At 60.6% G+C, this 15,191-nt stretch carries 9 protein-coding genes and 1 riboswitch; of the genes, 1 reads left to right on the plus strand and 8 read right to left on the minus strand.

Annotated elements, in window-relative coordinates:
- Positions 1-5: 5 nt before the first annotated feature.
- Complete coding sequence (locus AC1RME_RS07145; protein WP_096821597.1) at positions 6-1,562, minus strand: TerC family protein; 1,557 nt, start codon at positions 1,560-1,562, stop codon at positions 6-8.
- Between the two features lie 295 nt (positions 1,563-1,857).
- Positions 1,858-2,268, minus strand: a complete 411-nt coding sequence (locus AC1RME_RS07150; RefSeq protein ID WP_096821598.1) for a MerR family transcriptional regulator — start codon at positions 2,266-2,268, stop codon at positions 1,858-1,860.
- Between the two features lie 79 nt (positions 2,269-2,347).
- On the opposite strand from AC1RME_RS07150, the gene AC1RME_RS07155 reads away from it, so the two are divergent.
- Positions 2,348-3,583: an NADH:flavin oxidoreductase/NADH oxidase family protein gene (locus AC1RME_RS07155; protein WP_096821599.1), complete on the plus strand. Its 1,236-nt coding sequence runs from the start codon at positions 2,348-2,350 to the stop codon at positions 3,581-3,583.
- A gap of 28 nt (positions 3,584-3,611) precedes the next feature.
- Here the strand turns inward: AC1RME_RS07155 and AC1RME_RS07160 are convergent, their stop codons facing one another.
- From AC1RME_RS07160 to cobW, 6 genes are all read right to left on the minus strand, one after another.
- Positions 3,612-6,209 (minus strand): P-loop NTPase fold protein, encoded by a 2,598-nt coding sequence (locus AC1RME_RS07160; protein WP_096821600.1) that lies wholly within the window; start codon positions 6,207-6,209, stop codon positions 3,612-3,614.
- Between the two features lie 69 nt (positions 6,210-6,278).
- The gene (locus tag AC1RME_RS07165; RefSeq protein WP_096821601.1) at positions 6,279-7,922 is read right to left on the minus strand and encodes a phospholipase D-like domain-containing protein; all 1,644 of its coding nucleotides are present in this window, start codon (positions 7,920-7,922) and stop codon (positions 6,279-6,281) included.
- Between the two features lie 40 nt (positions 7,923-7,962).
- Entirely contained in the window at positions 7,963-8,646 is a 684-nt protein-coding gene (locus tag AC1RME_RS07170; RefSeq protein ID WP_255261939.1) for a VWA domain-containing protein, read from the minus strand.
- On the minus strand, positions 8,628-9,629 hold the full coding sequence (locus AC1RME_RS07175) for a magnesium chelatase ATPase subunit I (protein WP_096821603.1): 1,002 nt from the start codon (positions 9,627-9,629) through the stop codon (positions 8,628-8,630). Before AC1RME_RS07175 ends, AC1RME_RS07170 begins: the two co-directional genes overlap by 19 nt.
- A gap of 2 nt (positions 9,630-9,631) precedes the next feature.
- Complete coding sequence (gene cobN, locus AC1RME_RS07180; protein WP_096821604.1) at positions 9,632-13,405, minus strand: cobaltochelatase subunit CobN; 3,774 nt, start codon at positions 13,403-13,405, stop codon at positions 9,632-9,634.
- Between the two features lie 3 nt (positions 13,406-13,408).
- Positions 13,409-14,482, minus strand: coding sequence for a cobalamin biosynthesis protein CobW (cobW, locus tag AC1RME_RS07185; protein ID WP_096821605.1), 1,074 nt, complete (start codon positions 14,480-14,482; stop codon positions 13,409-13,411).
- A gap of 99 nt (positions 14,483-14,581) precedes the next feature.
- Positions 14,582-14,791: riboswitch (cobalamin riboswitch) on the minus strand.
- Between the last annotated feature and the right edge of the window lie 400 nt (positions 14,792-15,191).

Consider the following 15,191-nt stretch of genomic DNA (forward strand, 5'->3'; position numbering starts at 1 on the left):
GGCCATCAGGCCTCACGCACCAGCAACACCCGCGTCACCCGCCGCTCCTCGACCGCCATCACGGTCATGCCCCAACCGTCGTGTACCAGGCGATCACCTTTCATCGGCAACCGATCCAGCAGGCTCATCACCAACCCGGCAAGCGTCTGGTAATCCTCGGTCGGCTCGGCGGTGAAGCCGGTGCGCTGACGAATCCGCGTCAGATTCAACGCGCCGTTCACCACAAACCCGCCCTGCTCTTCGACCACGTCCGGGCCAGCGATTTCGCTGGCGTCCGGCAACTCGCCGGCGATCGATTCGAGAATATCGGTCATGGTCAGCACGCCGACAAAATCACCGAATTCGTTTACTACAAACGCGATATGGGTCGATGCTGCACGCATCTGCTCCAATGCATTGAGGATCGAATAGCTGTCGAGCAGGTTCAGCGTCTTGCGCGCCAGGTGTTCGAGGTTTGGCTCGTTGCCGGCCAGATACTCCTTCAGCAGTTCCTTCTTGTGAACGAAGCCCAAGGGTTCATCCACCGCACCGTTGCGAATCAGCGGCAGGCGCGAGTAGGAGGAATGCATCAATCGCGTGCGAATTGCCCCCGCGTCATCCGCGAGGTCAATGTGATCGACATCGGCGCGCACGGTCATCAGGGTGCGGATCGGCCGTTCAGCCAGTTGCAGCACGCCGCTGATCATCACTCGCTCACGTCGGTCGAACAGCTCCGCGCTTGGCGCCTCGCCATTGTCCAGCAAGTCGGAGATCTCCTCACCCACCTCTTCAACCGCCAGTTTGCGACCGCCCAACAAACGCATCACCGCGTGGGCCGTACGCTCACGCATCGGGCGCAAACCCTGCATCGAGCGCTTGCGACGAGCACGGGCGATCTGGTTGAACACCTCGATCAGGATCGAGAAACCAATCGCGGCGTACAGATAACCTTTCGGGATGTGGAAGCCCAGGCCTTCGGCGGTCAGGGCGAAACCGATCATCATCAGGAAGCCCAGACACAGCATGATCACCGTCGGGTGAGCGTTGACGAAGCGGGTCAGCGGCTTGCTGGCAACGATCATCACACCAATGGACACGATCACAGCGATCATCATCACCGCCAGTTCATCGACCATGCCCACGGCAGTAATCACCGCATCGAGGGAGAACACCGCATCGAGTACGACAATCTGCGCCACGATCGGCCAGAACAACGCATAAGCCGTGTTGGTCGAACGCTCGCCGATATGGCCTTCCAGCCGTTCGTGCAACTCCATGGTCGCCTTGAACAACAGGAACACACCACCGAACAGCATGATCAGGTCGCGGCCGGAGAAACTCTTGCCGAACACTTCGAACAATGGTGCCGTGAGGGTGACCAGCCAGGAAATACTCGCCAGCAGGCCAAGACGCATGATCAGCGCCAGGCTCAAACCGATGATTCGCGCACGGTCACGCTGATGCGGTGGCAGTTTGTCCGCCAGGATCGCGATGAACACCAGGTTGTCGATACCCAGCACCAGTTCCAGCACGATCAGTGTCAACAAGCCCAGCCATGCCGTGGGATCCGCTAACCATTCCATAATCTGTCTCTATCTCTCTTGAGTGAATTCAGGCTGCCGGACACGGCAAAGTGCGGCGCGAAAGCTCGAAGGCTGCGCCATCAACGATAGTCGGGAGTCGGAAGACTGGATGCTGCGAGTGCGTCAAGACCGCGCCATGGCGCGAAGGGAACGTGGTTCTTTGAGTCGAACTGGGAGGCTCCGAGAGGGTGTTCATGCATATCCTGAATGAAAAAAGGCCTTGAAGCGTACAGGCTCAGATGACTTTTCCTACAGCTGGAAATCATTTCAAAATCTGTACGCCTTCGCCGTCGCTTCAGGATTCCGGGTAGATCGAGGCCAGCACCCGTTCGGCATTCGCACCGCAGCTCATGCCTTCGGGCTTGGATTGAATGCTGTCGATCACCTCCAGCAGCCGCGCCTTGCTCTGGGCCAGATGCTGTTGCATGACTTCGATCTGCTCGACCTTGCGCGTCAGGCCTTCCACCAGTTCATCGTGCTTGAACTCTCCGGTTCCGGCAGCCGGCAGCAACTGCTTGAGTTCTTCAAGGGAAAACCCGGCCTGCTGGGCGCAGCGAATGATATTGAGGGTCTGCAGCACTTGCGGCGGGTAACGCCGATAGCCATTGCCCAGCCTTTCCACTTTGGGAATCAGGCCCTGGGCTTCGTAGAAACGAATGCTCGAAGCGCTCAGCCCGCTCTGTTGCGCCAATTCACCAATTTTCATTCCGACCTCGAATTGCCTGCTTGACATTAAAGTTAACTTTAAGCTTAGCCTCTCTCCATCACTGATGAGGAGTCAAGCAATGTCGCCCTTCCAGATTTTGAATCTGCCCAACGGCCAGACCGTCGGCAACCGTATCGCCAAAGCCGCCATGGAAGAAAATCTCGCGGATCGTGACCAGGCACCGTCCCGTGAATTGTTCCGCTTGTATCAGGCCTGGGCCGACGGCGGTGCCGGGCTGCTGCTGACCGGTAACGTGATGATCGACCGCCGCGCCATGACCGGCCCCGGCGGCGTGGTGCTCGAAGACGAACGGCATCTGGACCGTTTCCGCCAATGGGCCGAAATCGCCCGCAGTGGCGGCGCACAGGTCTGGGTGCAGCTCAACCATCCCGGCCGTCAGACCTTCGCCAATATGGGCCAGCAAGCACTGGCGCCGTCAGCGGTGGCCCTGGACATGGGTTCGTTCTCGAAACTGTTCGCCGAGCCCAAACCGATGACCGAGGACGACATCGAGGATGTGATTCAACGTTTTGCCAAGAGCGCCGCGCTTGCCGAGAAGGCCGGGTTCACCGGCATACAGATCCACGCCGCCCACGGTTATCTGCTCAGCCAGTTTCTTTCGCCGCTGACCAATCGTCGTACCGATCGCTGGGGTGGTTCGCTGGAAAACCGTGCACGCCTGCTGCTGTCGGTGATCGAGGCTGTGCGTCAGGCGGTGTCGCCACAGTTTTGCGTAGCAGTGAAGCTCAATTCGGCGGACTTCCAGCGCGGCGGTTTCGACACGGACGACGCCCGTCAGGTGATCGAATGGCTCAACGAACAGCCGATTGACCTGCTGGAACTGTCCGGTGGTAGCTACGAAGCGCCGGCGATGCAAGGCGAAGCCCGCGACGGGCGCACCCTGGCCCGTGAGGCATTCTTTCTGGAGATGGCCAGCGAACTGGCCAGCGTGGCGCGCATGCCGGTGATGGTCACCGGCGGTATCCGTCGCCTGCCCGTGGTCGAGCAGGTGCTCGACAGCGGCCTCGCAATGGCCGGCATCGCCACGGCGATGGCCATTGAGCCGAGCCTGGTCAAACACTGGCGCGAAGGCCGCCACAGTCAGCCGCAACTACCGCCGATCCGCTGGAAACGCAAACCGCTGGCCGCGCTGGCGAACATGGCGGTCGTGCGCTTCCAGATGGTGCGCCTGAGCCGGGGTCGCCAGCCACATCCCGAAGTGTCAGCACTCTGGGCGCTGATCCGCGACCGCTTGTACCTCAGTCGCCGCACCCGGCAGTACCGCCAGGCGATGGATATACACCGCATTGCGTGATGGCCGTTGATGGCTGACACACTGTGTGTCAGCCATCAAACGAGTAGCGCTGGATAATTGCTGTGTAATTTTTTACCCGGTGGCTTGCTCCGCCCTGCTGCTTCGAGACCAAGCCATCATAAATCTTCAATATTTCGTCAAGCCGGCTGTACTCGACCATATTCTTTTCGTCTTGACTGGTCGCGATCAGTGTTTTGATCGCTGTCATCTCAAAGCTGTCTGACATCGCATTAACGGAGCGCAGCAAGTTCGAAAAACATATTGGGGTCGCCATTGCAACCGCCAAAAGTGTGAGCAGTGCACTGTACTCCCTATCCTCCAAAACCTTTAGATCATCGGGCTTGAGGCTGACTTTAATCAAGCGATAGACATTCAGGAATCGCAGCGCGCGTCGAGGCGATGCCCCCATGAACCGCGCCAGTTTTTGCAGCGCTTGCGTCTCGCCGTAGGTGAGACGCATAAGTTCAGGCGTAACACCTTCAACGTTGACGAGCTTGACCGTGAGATCGTCAACCGGTGCGGGGAGAGGGCCATCCACCAAGTCGGCACCTTTTATTCTTTCCAACTGACTCTGCAAAAACTGCTCACTTGATGCACTGTCCATTGGCCGCATCCAATAGGGTATCTGGAAGATTTTCTCCAGATAATCAGACACCGAGGCTGTCTGGGATTGCCCTTCATTTCCCGTCATCAGATTCGGGTAATGCTCAAGCAATGCCTTGCGCACCCAACGCACATCCACCGCAACCATCACCACAAACAACGGAAACGTCAGCAGCAAATGCACGGCCTGCAATACTTCGACGACCTTATCCGGTGGGCAACGATCCAGATCGTCGATGTACAGTGCAATACGTTTGAATGATCGAACGTCAGCAGGTGGTTGTGTTGCTGCGGCGCGCAACCTCTCAATGTCACCGTCCTCCAGCAGCCCGCTGTTGGCTTCCAGAAAAGCCTCCATCTTCGCCACGAATGCCTCTCGCTCTGCCTCGACAGACTCACGAAGACTGCCCGCTTCGGCCACATTGAAGGCCAGCTCTTCGAAGTCCTTGCGTACTGTGGCAATCAATCCAAGGTGTTGCGCATAGTCACCGTCAGTCGCACGAGCACGAACAAATTTCTTCAAGCGCCCGGCACCAGTCCCCTGAGAAAAATCGTGTGTCGCATGCGCCAATTGTTCGCTGGTGACTTGCACCAAAGCCTTGGCTTCATCGACGGATGCATTCATCCTGGCCAGCTCTTGGCTTGCCACCTCAACTATCTCTAACTCCTTGTCAAGGCGACGGTCGATGACCTCATCCAGTACCCTCTTTCCCGACTCCAGCTTTTTCAATGCGTCGCGAACCTTGCCCCAGACGAAACGCAGGCGCGCAGTGACAGCCGTCACTGCGACACTCAACAGAATCAAATCTTCATGCAGGTTACCCAGCGCAGGAACATGGTTTTTTAGCGAAGTCAGTCCTGTTGCGATCCATGGCAATGCAAACACGAACCCGACGAAGGCGCCCACGCTCCACCAACTCAGCAATTGAGACTTGTAACCGCTGGCGAGTAATTTTGCCTTTTCGGTTTCGTTACGCAGGGCATTGGATACTTCTTGAAAGTCTTTTACGTTCACGGCCAATGTGTCGATCCCAAGTACCCTGGCGGCGTTCTTCATATCGGCTTTTGCAGTTTCAATTTTCTCATCTGTACTCTCGCCACTCAGTATTTTGCTCAAAGTTGCAAGGTAGACCGAGGGCGAAGAAACAGTTTTTGCGTGAGCATCCTCCAGTTCTTTACGAGCCTTGAGCAGTTGCTCGGCTGCAGCACGCTGGTCACGGCGGCGACGAACCAGCTCCTTGGCAGCATCCAGCGTCAACATCCGGGAAGTTGATAAATGCTCGAGCAAAGGATCGCGCACTTCAGGATTGTACTTCGTGTACCAGCGATCCAGCTCAATGAACAAATGGCTGACCAGACTCGCCCAAAGATTGGTTTCTGCGTAGTGCCACGCATTGAATCGAATCTGCACGACATCCGTATGGAATGCCTTGGAACCGGCTTCGGGAGCTTGAGGGCTCGGCTCTCCCTTGATCAGACGCTCGATGTGCTGATAGATGAGCCGCATGAAAAACGACTTGCCACTACCCCAATTGCCAAACAGTCCGACTGCCAGAGGCGGTGTGAAATCCTTGGCGACGGCCAGGCGTGCAAAGGCCTTTGCCTCATCGTTTGCCCCAAGACGATCATCCAGATCAGATGCCCACGGATCGTCGTTCTGAGCGATCGCAATGGAGGTCGTCGCCGTGGGTTTGGGTCCGTCTCCCTCACCCGGTTTCACGACTGGCATCACCTCCGGTGAATCCAGAGGGACCTGAAGTGGATCCGGTCGGTGACTCTCAAATGGTTCGTTGGTTTTACTTGCCCCTCTCTCAGACTCTTTATGCACCTTTTGCTTGGCTTCTTGAGGACGAACTATGCTTTCAGGTCGGACGCCGTGCCTCGCATATTGCCCCGCCAAATAGTCCATTTCGCTCTTGAAACGCGGGTGTCCTGCCGAATTCTCGTCAGGCCTCTTCGAGTTCTCTTCACGCTTTGCTGCGTCTTCGTTCGACCTCGTCGAATTCTTGCTCTGGTCATCCATTTTCGACCTCCGCCCGTACCTGCTACCTGAAAACACCTTCTAGAAATGTATAAGTCCCGCTCGTGCTCTCTATCGCCCGGCAAACCGCAGACGAGACAGCTGGCGCAAATCCCCTTCGACGTAATAGTCGTTGGTCCAGCTGTCATCCGCCGCCAGCGGCTGCACCTGCTTCAGCGCCAGTTTTTTCGCGAAATAGCGGAAGCGGTAATGCTCGTAGAACCGCAACAGTTCCAGGCCATAACGGTCCGCCAGTTCGGTGTCGCCACGAATGATCAGGAAGTTCTCGTCGTTGCCGTTGCTGGCCGCTGCGCTGAGATTGTGGCTGCCGCTGATGATGGTCGGGTTGTCACTGGTGAAGTCGGTGACGATCGCTTTGGTGTGCACCAGCAGGTTGCCCTTCTGGCCTTTCATGTTCTCTTTCAGCCAGCCTTCCAGCCCGGTGTTGAGCAGCGCGGTGGCAGCGAACTCGGCCGTGCGGTCGGCGTGGAATCCGGTGATGCGACTCACGGTGTTCTGCAGGCCGTAACGCAGGATGTCGTCGTGGGGCTGGCCGAGCAGCGCGTTGAGAATCGCGTCGGGCAAGGTAAATGCCGTGACGAATAGCACGTCCTTCTTCGCCGCATTGATGATGTCGACGAACGCCCGCAGATCGGCACCGCCACTGCGCGGCGAGAACCCGGCAAACAGCGGTTGCGCCGGGTTCATGGGGTTGTGCTGGGTGATCCAGTCACGGGTGGCACCGACGTCCGCCGGCGTCGCCCAGACCTGCTCGAACGTCTGCAGATAGCTGGCTGCGATGGCCGTGTCGTCCAGCACATGCACCACGTTGGCCTGACGATACACGCCGTTGGCGGTGAAATTGGTGCTGCCGCACAGCACGGCCTGCGGCTGCCGCTCCCCACCGGCCATGTGGCTGAGAACGATGAACTTGTCATGGAAAATATCGTGGGTCACCCGGCCGCGTTTGCTGGTGTCCGGCAATTTGGCGAGGCTGGCCTCGTTCATCGTGGTGTCTTCGTCACCGGGCTTGGCGTGATACAGCACCCGCACCTGCACACCGCGATCGAATGCGGCGTTCACCGTGTCGATGATGGCTTGAAGTTGATATTCGTAGATCGCGATGTCCAACGCCCATTGCCCGTCGACGGCGCGCTCGATAAACCCTTGCAAGCGCCCAAGCAGGCCGTTTTCCAGCCATTGCCGTGCAGCGTCGGGCCAGGCTTCGATGGGCATGTTCTTGTTGGCGCTGATCTGCGCGTCGAGATCGGGAAACTTGCGCTGGAACGCCTGACTGGCGGCCACGGCGCGGTTGAAGATCACGCTCTGATTGGCCGGGTGACCGTCATCCGAGGTAATGCTCAGTTCCAGCGACTCCCCGAGCACCGGCGCATCGGCAGTGCCGTAGGCCAGGTGCACGCGGTAATGCAGGGTTGTGCCGGGATAGACCGCGTAATCGGCCCAGCGAAATTTCTGCAGGGGCGCGATGTCACTCGGTGTGGCGTGAAACTGCGGGAAGGTGTGAGCCTTGCCGGGAAAGGTCAGGCTGTTGAACAGGAACTGCCAGGGTTTGTCGCCCTGCTGCTTCTCGATGGCAAACCCCAGCAGGCCTTTGCGGCGGGGTTCGGCGAGGTCCATCGCCAGCAGCACGCCGTTGGTGCCGGCGTAAGCCTTTACGCGAAAATCGTCCTGAGGATTGGCAACCAGTACGCGCATGATTCACTCCTTGTGAGATGGGCTGGTTGCAGCATAGACCTCAGATCGACAATAGATCGTCAATATGACGGTAATCCGCTTCCAGTGCAGTCGCCAACTGCCTGGCCCGGCCCAACCGGATCGGCCCGCGTTCGATATCGATCAGCAGGCCCGGACAAGCCAGCACCGGCAACCCTGACCATTCTTTCAAGCGTCCATCGGTGAGCACCAACAGATGCTGTTGCTCGGCGGGGAATCGCTTGCGACGCACGGTCAGCCAGTGTTCAGCCTCAGTCAGCGCCGCCAGCAATGGCGTGCCACCGCCCGCGCCCAAATCCTCGAGCCACGCACGCAATCCGCTGGAAGCTTTCAAACCCTGCACCTGCCATTTCGGCGCTGCTCCACTGGCGGTCAGCAAGGCGAGACGCGCCCGTTGTCGGTAGGCGTCATCGAACAATTGCGCGAGCACACCCTTGGCATCGCTCAACGCTTGATGACGACGGGTCGAGGCCGAGGCGTCGACGATCACCAGCCACAGTTCATGAGGCGTACGGGTGCGTAGTTGAAACAGCAGATCCGAGCGCACTTTCGGGCGGCCATTGAGCAATGTTCCCGGCCAGTTCACCGAGCCACTGCGAGCGGCGTGACGTTTGCCCTGGCGACCGTTATCGAGGTGTCCGGCGCGGGGTCTGGCATTCGCCCCCGCGTCGGATCGGGGGCGAATGCCTACGGCTTTTTTGGCCAGACAGGTACTTCGCGACGCGTGCCGGTGGCGAGTGCCGGCGCCGGCATTTCGCCCCACTGCCCCTGCCCTTCACTCGGCGCCGTCTGGGTGCCGGACGGCGCTTGCGCCGGTTGCTGCGTATGGGATGGCGACTGTTCGCGCCGGCGATGATGCAGTGCAAATTCAGCCACGGCATCGATGTCCTGCTCGGCGATGCCTTCGGCGCCACGCCACGCCGCATGAGCCCGCGCCGCACGCAGCCAGACCAGATCGGCACGCAGGCCATCGACACCGGCCGCAAAGCAACGCTCGGTAATCTGCGCCAACGCTTCATCATCGAGGGGAATATTCGCCAAGGCATTGCGGGCGTTTTCACAGCGCTCACGCAGGGCTTGTTGCTCGACTTCCCACTGCCCGCAGAAGGCCTGCGGATCGCTGTCGAAATCCAGTCGCCGGCGAATGATCTGCCCGCGTTCAACCGGCACCGTGTGACCAGTCAGTGCGACATTCAGACCAAAGCGATCGAGCAGTTGCGGGCGCAATTCGCCCTCTTCCGGATTCATCGTGCCGATCAGCACGAACTTCGCCGAATGACGATGGGAAATGCCGTCGCGCTCGATCAGGTTGGTGCCACTGGCTGCCACATCGAGCAGCAGATCCACCAGATGATCCGGCAACAGGTTCACTTCATCGACATACAGTACGCCGCCGTCAGCCTTGGCCAGTACGCCGGGGGAAAACTGCGCGCGACCGTCGCTGAGTGCCGCGTCCAGATCCAGCGTACCGACCAGCCGCTCTTCAGTCGCACCCAATGGCAAGGTGACGAACTGACCGCTGGCCAGCAAATCCGCCAGGCCCCGGGCCAGGGTCGACTTGGCCATGCCGCGTGGGCCTTCGATCAGCACGCCGCCGATCTTCGGGTCGATGGCGGTCAGGTACAGCGCCAGCTTCAGATCGTCGGCGCCGACCACCGCAGAGAGCGGAAAATGTGGGGTATCGGTCATGTTCAGCTCTCTTCTTCTATATCCAACAACAGGTTTTCCAGCGCTTCGCGGTACGCGCCCGGCTCCTGCCACATCCCGCGCTGCTGCGCTTCGAGCATGCGCTCGGTCATGTCGCGCAGCGCGTGGGGATTATGCTCGCGCACGAACTCGCGGGTCGCCGGGTCCAGCAGATAGGCGTCGGCCAGCAACGCGTACTGGTGATCGTCGATCAACTGCGTGGTGGCATCGAAGGCAAACAAATTGTCGATGGTTGCCGCCAGTTCGAACGCGCCTTTATAGCCGTGGCGTTTGACGCCGTCGATCCATTTCGGATTCGCCGCCCGGGAACGGATCACCCGGTTCAGCTCTTCTTTCAGGGTGCGGATCTTCGGCAAATCCGGCTGACTGTGATCGCCGTGATAACTGGCCGCCGCTTCGCCGCGCAAGGTTTCGACGGCCGCGAGCATGCCGCCCTGGAACTGGTAGTAGTCGTTGGAATCGAGCAAGTCATGCTCGCGGTTGTCCTGGTTTTGCAGCACGGCCTGCACCTGGCTCAGGCGCTGGACGAATTGCTCGCGGGCGGCGGTGCCTTCATCGGAACCGCCGTAAGCGTAGGCGCCCCAGTTCAGATAGACCTCGGCCAGATCCTCGCGGCTCTGCCACAGGCGACCGTCAATGGCGCCCTGCACGCCCGCGCCATAAGCGCCGGGTTTGGCACCGAAAATCCGCCAGCCGGCCTGACGCCGGGCAGCCTCTTCGTCCAGCCCTGACTGCCGCAAGGCCTCGCGTTCGGCACGCACTTTGGCGGCCAGCGGATTGAGGTCGTCCGGTTCGTCCAGCTCCGCCACGGCTTGCACGGCAGCGTCGAACAGACGAATCAGATTGGCGAACGCGTCGCGGAAAAATCCGGAGACCCGCAGCGTGACATCGACCCGAGGCCGGTCGAGCAGACTCAGCGGCAGAATCTCAAAGTCATCGACGCGCTGACTGCCCGTCGCCCACACAGGACGCACGCCCATCAGCGCCATGGCCTGGGCGATGTCGTCACCGCCGGTGCGCATGGTCGCCGTGCCCCAGACCGACAAACCGAGCTGGCGTAGATGGTCGCCGTGATCCTGCAGGTGTCGTTCGAGAATCAGGGTTGCGGACTGGAAACCGATCCGCCACGCGGTGGTGGTCGGCAGGTTGCGCACGTCCACCGAATAGAAATTGCGCCCGGTGGGCAATACATCGAGGCGACCGCGACTCGGTGCACCGCTTGGGCCGGCCGGGACAAAGCGACCGCTCAGAGCGTCGAGCAGACCTTGCATTTCGGCCGGGCCGCAGGCGTCCAGACGTGGGGCGATCACTTCGCGCAGGGCACTGACGATCGCCTGCACATCTGACCAGCCAGAAGCGTCCAGTTGCGCCACATCACCCGCCAGTGACTGCTCGATCAATTGCGCCGCGAACAGCTCAAGGCGTTCACGGGCATCCCCCGCCGTGCGCCAGACTTCATCGCTGACCAACATTAGTTCCTTTGGACGCGCGCCAGTCCAAGGCTCAGCAAGCACGCAATCCAGCGGATCGAAACCCAACTGAAACGCCTTCGCCAACGCCCGCAACAGGCTCGACTGCGCACCTTTGCCATCGCCACGGGGAATCCGCAGCAGCGCCAGCAAGGTGTCGATGCGCAGCCGTCCGCTTGGCGACTCGCCAAAAATGTGCAGACCATCGCGGATCTGCGACTCCTTCAGATCACACAGATAAGTGTCCAGACGCGGCAGCCAGATCGCCGCATCAGCGTCGCTGTCGAGGGCTTCGTCGAGTTGCAGTTCGCGATCGATCTGCGTGTCACGCACCAGTTGCAGAATGTCGCGCTGCAACTCCCGGGCGCGGCGCGGATCGAGCAATTGCGCTTCGTAATACTCGTCGGCCAGCAATTCGAGATTGCGCAACGGGCCGTAAGTTTCGGCGCGGGTCAACGGCGGCATCAAATGGTCGATGATCACGGCCTGGGTGCGACGCTTGGCCTGGGCGCCCTCGCCCGGGTCGTTGACGATGAACGGATAGATATTCGGCAGCGGCCCGAGCAGCGCGTCCGGCCAGCAGTTCTCCGACAGCCCCACGCCTTTGCCCGGCAGCCATTCGAGGTTGCCATGCTTGCCAACGTGGATCACGCCGTGGGCGCCGTAGGTCTGGCGCAGCCAGAAATAGAACGCGAGGTACGCGTGCGGCGGCACCAGATCCGGATCGTGATACACCGCGCTCGGGTCGACCTGATATCCCCGCGCCGGCTGAATACCGACGAAGGTCAGGCCAAACCGCAGGCCGGCGATCATCATCCGCCCGTCACGGCACATTGGGTCGCTTTGCGGCGAACCCCAACGCTCCAGCACCGCCGCGCGATTGGCTTCGGGCAGTGCATTGAACATCGTCAGGTAATCGTTCATCGCCAGGCTTTGCTGGCACGGGCGCTGATCCAGAGTATCGAGATCGTTGCTGACGCCGCCGAGCAGTTGCCGGATCAGTTCGGTTCCGCTGTCCGGCAATTCGGCCGGCAGCGGATAACCCTCTGCCTGCAATGCCCGCAGGATATTCAGCGCGGCAGCCGGCGTGTCGAGGCCGACGCCATTGCCGATGCGCCCGTCACGGGTCGGGTAGTTGGCGAGGATTAGCGCGATACGCTTTTCAGCGTTCGGCACCCGCGCCAGATCGACCCAGCGCCGCGCCAGTTCGGCGACGAAATCCATGCGTTCAGGCTGCGCCCGATAACACACGACATCGGACTGACTGCGCTCGCTGCGCCAGGCCAGATCCTTGAAGCTGATCGGTCGGCTGATGATCCGGCCGTCCAGCTCCGGCAAGGCGATGTGCATCGCCAGATCCCGAGGGCCGAGGCCCTGCTCGCTGTCACGCCAACCTGGCTCGTTGTCCTGGGCGCAGATCGCCTGGATCACCGGAATGTTGCGACGGAACGGCCGCAGATGTGGCGCTTCCGGGCTGGACTGGGCGAAACCGGTGGTGTTCAGAATCACCCCAGCCTCGACCTCATCCAGCCAGTCCTCGACCACCGACAGGCAACCGGGCTCTTTCAAACTGGCTACGGCGATCGGTAGCGGATTGAGTCCGGCAGCCTGCAACCGTTGGCAGAACACGTCGATAAACGCCGTGTTCGCCGCTTGCAAATGCGAGCGGTAAAACAACACCGCCGCGACCGGATGACCGGGCAGCCAATCGGCTTGCCAGTCGCTCAATGCGGCGGTGTTTTTGTTTGGGTGGTAAATCGCCGTGCGCGGCAGCGTTTGCGGCTCGCCCCACACGTAATCCCGCGCCAGCCAGCGATTGGCCAGACAGCGGAAGAAATCCAGCGCATTGCCCATGCCGCCCTGACGCAGGAACTGCCAGAGCCGGTCACGATCCTCGGCGCCGACGGTGCTCAAGTCGCTGAGTTCCGGGTCGGGACGATCATCGCCCGGCACCAGAATCACCTGCACGCCACGCTCGGACAACTCGACCAGCCGCTCGACGCCATATCGCCAATAAGCGATGCCGCCGTGCAGCGAAATCAGAATGACCTTGGCATGACGCAGCACTTCATCGACGTACAGGTCGACCGACGCATGGTTCTGCACCTGCATCGGGTTGGCCAGCCGCACGCTCGGATAATCCTCGGGCAGCTGCTGCGCGGCTTCGGCGAGCAGCGCAAGGCTGGAGTCGCCGCTGCACAGGATCACCAGCTCGGCGGGGGTTTGTCCTAGGTCGGCAATGTTGTCATCCGACACGAAACCGCCGGGCTGGGTCCTGAGCAGGTGCATGGCTTAAACGCTGAGCGCGGCGCGCAATTGCGCTTCGAGCTTGGCCGCGTCCAGTTCCTGGCCGATCAACACCAGACGCGTCACACGTGCCTCATCGGCGCCCCATTGACGGTCGAAATGCTTGTCGAAACGCGTGCCCACGCCCTGGATCAGCAGGCGCATCGGCTTGTTCGGGATCGCCGCGAAGCCTTTGACCCGCAGGATGCCGTGCTGAACCACCAGTTGCGTCAGCGCATCGAGCAACAGGCTTTCGTCGGCTTGCGGCAGTTCGATGGAGATCGAGTCGAAGGCGTCATGATCGTGGTCGTCATGATCGTCATCGCCTTCACCGTGGTGGTGATCGTGATGGCTGTGGCGACTGTCGATGTGCTCTTCGGAACCGGCACCGAGGCCGATCAGCACGTCCAGCGGCAGACGGCCGTTGCTGGCTTCGATGATTTTCACCGCTGGCGGCAGCTCTTCGGCGACTTCCAGGCGTACGCGAGCGAGGTCTTCAGGGCTGGTCTGGTCGGCCTTGTTGAGGATTACCAGGTCGGCGCTGGCCAGTTGGTCGGCGAACAGCTCGTGCAGCGGCGATTCGTGGTCCAGGTTCGGATCAAGCTTGCGCTGGGCGTCGACCTGATCCGGGAACGCGGCGAAGGTGCCGGCGGCCACGGCCGGGCTGTCGACCACGGTGATCACCGCGTCAACGGTGCAGGCGCTGCGGATTTCCGGCCACTGGAAGGCTTGCACCAGCGGTTTTGGCAGAGCCAGGCCCGAAGTTTCGATGAGGATGTGGTCGAGGTCACCGCGACGGGCCACCAGTTCGCGCATCACTGGAAAGAACTCTTCCTGAACCGTGCAGCACAGGCAGCCGTTGGCCAGTTCGTAGACGCGGCCGGTGGCTTCTTCTTCGGTGCAGCCGATGGTGCACTGCTTGAGGATTTCACCGTCGATGCCCAGCTCGCCAAACTCGTTGACGATCACCGCGATTCGGCGGCCCTGAGCGTTGTCGAGCATGTGCCGCAGCAAGGTGGTTTTACCCGAGCCGAGGAAACCGGTGACGATGGTGACGGGGAGTTTGGCCAGTGTTTTCATCGGGTGCCCTTTGGCAAGGTGGCGGGCATACGGGACGAGACCGGCAACGCGGGTGCGTGCCTGGAGAGTTCGCCACCGGATCACCCCGCCCGGTTGAAAGTGAGAATCTGTGACGAGGCAGGTCTCCTGGCTGACGGTGTTCAGGCCTTGGCCCGGCGTTTACTGCGCCTTCCCGCTGGCTCTGGATTGAGCTGGCAGTGGCGTGGCAGCGAACAGCACCGTTCACAGTTGCGGGGGCAGCCGCGGCTTGGACCGCGTTCCCTTCTTAGCTTCGGCGTGGGCCGAAGAACCTCGAAAGCGCAAGGCTACGCAGGGTGTGGGGATGGGTCAATGGTTCGTGGAGTTTGGGAACGAGAGCATATCCGTTGCTTCGGGTGCTGCCGCTGGTGGTTTCGCTCTTACAGCGACTCACTTTTCCAAACGCCGAAAAGTAAGCAAAAGGCTTTTGCCCCGGCGTACGGCACTTCGCTGAGGCTCAGTGTTCCCTCGCTACGGTGTCCATCAGGGGGCATCGCCTCCGGTTTGCTTCGCTGCACCTCCTCTCGATGTATGCGGCTTCGCCGCACGGCGCTACGCGCCTACCCCCTGATGAACACCTCCGCTCGGCCTGCCGAAGGGGCAAAAAATCAAAAGCCAAAGCCAGAGCAAAGCCCGATCAAGAGCCCCCTCACCACTCACCACTCACCACGATGAGCGTTAGCTCGAGTAA

This window comes from Pseudomonas sp. GW822-FHT03F08 (assembly GCF_058801265.1).

What these genes read in the sequence shown, in the direction of transcription:
- AC1RME_RS07145 (WP_096821597.1), bottom strand. Translation starts at nt 1,562, where the DNA reads ATGGAATGGTTAGCGGATCCCACGGCATGGCTGGGCTTGTTGACACTG.
- AC1RME_RS07150 (WP_096821598.1), bottom strand. Translation starts at nt 2,268, where the DNA reads ATGAAAATTGGTGAATTGGCGCAACAGAGCGGGCTGAGCGCTTCGAGC.
- AC1RME_RS07155 (WP_096821599.1), top strand. Translation starts at nt 2,348, where the DNA reads ATGTCGCCCTTCCAGATTTTGAATCTGCCCAACGGCCAGACCGTCGGC.
- AC1RME_RS07160 (WP_096821600.1), bottom strand. Translation starts at nt 6,209, where the DNA reads ATGGATGACCAGAGCAAGAATTCGACGAGGTCGAACGAAGACGCAGCA.
- AC1RME_RS07165 (WP_096821601.1), bottom strand. Translation starts at nt 7,922, where the DNA reads ATGCGCGTACTGGTTGCCAATCCTCAGGACGATTTTCGCGTAAAGGCT.
- AC1RME_RS07175 (WP_096821603.1), bottom strand. Translation starts at nt 9,629, where the DNA reads ATGACCGATACCCCACATTTTCCGCTCTCTGCGGTGGTCGGCGCCGAC.
- cobN (WP_096821604.1), bottom strand. Translation starts at nt 13,405, where the DNA reads ATGCACCTGCTCAGGACCCAGCCCGGCGGTTTCGTGTCGGATGACAAC.
- cobW (WP_096821605.1), bottom strand. Translation starts at nt 14,482, where the DNA reads ATGAAAACACTGGCCAAACTCCCCGTCACCATCGTCACCGGTTTCCTC.